A 1,853-nucleotide genomic window follows, 5' to 3' on the forward strand; every position below is an offset into this window, starting at 1 on the left:
TCACACCCGCCGTCCTCTCACACCACCGTGCGTACGGTTCCGTACACGGCGGTTCAAGTTATGCGGCTAAGCCGGTTGATCGTATCCAGTATCGAGACCAGCCCGAGTCGATCCCATATTTTCTTCGGCAGCGCCTGATTCATATGTGACGCCCCGGAGTTCCACCATGGGCCCCGGCCGTTGGAGGCTGATTTGCAGGCTCGCTCCTCGCTAAGACCCAAACGCATCAGGTTGTGAGCCCTCGTGGAGGGCTGCTTCCATTGGCGCCAGATGGCACAGCGAAGTTTATGCCTGAGCCAGCTATCCAGTTCTTCGAGCGGCCGCTTGCTTTGGCTGAGCTGAAAGTAGCCTGCCCAACCTCGCAGCACAGGGTTTATCCACTCGATGACGTTAGCCATCTTGCGACCCCGCGCACCGCGCAGCAATTCTCTCAGCCGGTCACGCATGCGACCTAAACTCGTCGTCGCCACACGCAGCCTCGGCTGCAGGTGACGGCTCATTCCATAGCCCAAGTAGTCACACTTCCAGGCCCTTGCAACGCGGCTCTTCTTTCGATTCACCATTAGTTTCAGGCGCTGCTTCAAGAAGCGCTCGACACTGTCCATCACTCGTTCGCCAGCACGAGGACTGCGCACATAGATGTTCGCATCATCGGCATAGCGTACGAAGCGATGGCCACGTCGCTCCAACTCGCGGTCGAGTTCATCGAGCAGGATATTCGACAGCAATGGCGAAAGTGGGCCGCCTTGCGGCGCCCCCTCCCGCCGCTGGCTGACGACTCCGCCCGACATGATCCCAGCCTCAAGGTAGCGGCGGACTAGCCTGAGCACTCTCTTATCTTCAACCCGGCGCTGCAAGCAGGCCATCAAGATGTCGTGGTTGACCCGATCAAAGAACTTCTCAAGATCAAGCTCCACGCACCAGCGATGCCCCGCCGCCACATGGGAGCGGGCCATTTCAACAGCTTGGTGAGCGCTTTTGCCCGGACGAAAGCCGTAGCTGTAGTCCGAAAACAGCGGATCGAAGAGTGGCGTGAGCTGTTGCTGCAAAGCTTGCTGGATCAGACGATCCACGACGCTGGGGATTCCCAGTTGCCGTGTGCCGCCCTGCGGCTTGGGGATTTCAACCGCCCGCACTGCTTGGGGATGGTATTCACCGGCCAGCAACCTGGCTTTGAGCGTTGACCAATACTGTTTCACATAGCCAGCCAAGTCAGCGACCGTCATGCCATCGGCACCCGGCGCCCCCTTGTTGCTGACTACGCGCTTATACGCACGCCTGAGATTGGCCGGTGCAAGCACCCGCTCCATCAGCGTGTCCGGCTCCGCGTTCGTCCACGCCACTGACGCCGTCGATACCTTTGCACTGTCATGCATCACCCTCGGCTTCTGGCCGGGACTCGGGATGACAGTTTCCGCTGTGGGAAATTTCTGCATTACGGCTACCAACGAGACAGTGACGCCTACTGGCGGCATAACTTGTTCGGCCCTTGGTGACGCGGTTAACCGCCACTTACTACGGCCTCGGCTGACTTCTGCACGCTCATCCCGTCGCCTCTCGACGCTCGGTAGCACAGTGGCAAACGTGCAGACCTCCCAGGGTAATTCGCGTGACCTTCCTGCTTATGCCTGTCGGATCTACGCCACAGCGTTCCGTGCAAGTATTGGGCTTTGGCGATTGTTGCCGCCTAACCCCGCTGCGCCGCCTCATCCGCTTCCTGTTCGTCAGACCAGCATTTTGCCTCGGGCTTCCTTCAGATTCGCAGTCGCCCGCGACACCCTTGCCTCTGGCTAACACTTCCCCTTGCCGGGTGTGTAGAGGACTTTCACCTCCAAGTCACCCGCTCGGCTACC

1 protein-coding gene is annotated in these 1,853 nt (G+C 59.6%); it reads right to left on the bottom strand.

Annotated elements, in window-relative coordinates:
- Positions 1 to 53: 53 nt before the first annotated feature.
- A complete protein-coding gene (gene ltrA, locus DMX12_RS28780) occupies positions 54 to 1,475 on the bottom strand; it encodes a group II intron reverse transcriptase/maturase (RefSeq protein ID WP_110680093.1) in 1,422 nt (473 codons plus the stop codon).
- Positions 1,476 to 1,853: the final 378 nt, after the last annotated feature.

Origin of the sequence: Pseudomonas sp. MB-090624 (genome assembly GCF_003205245.1) — a bacterium.
Lineage (GTDB): Bacteria > Pseudomonadota > Gammaproteobacteria > Pseudomonadales > Pseudomonadaceae > Aquipseudomonas > Aquipseudomonas juntendi.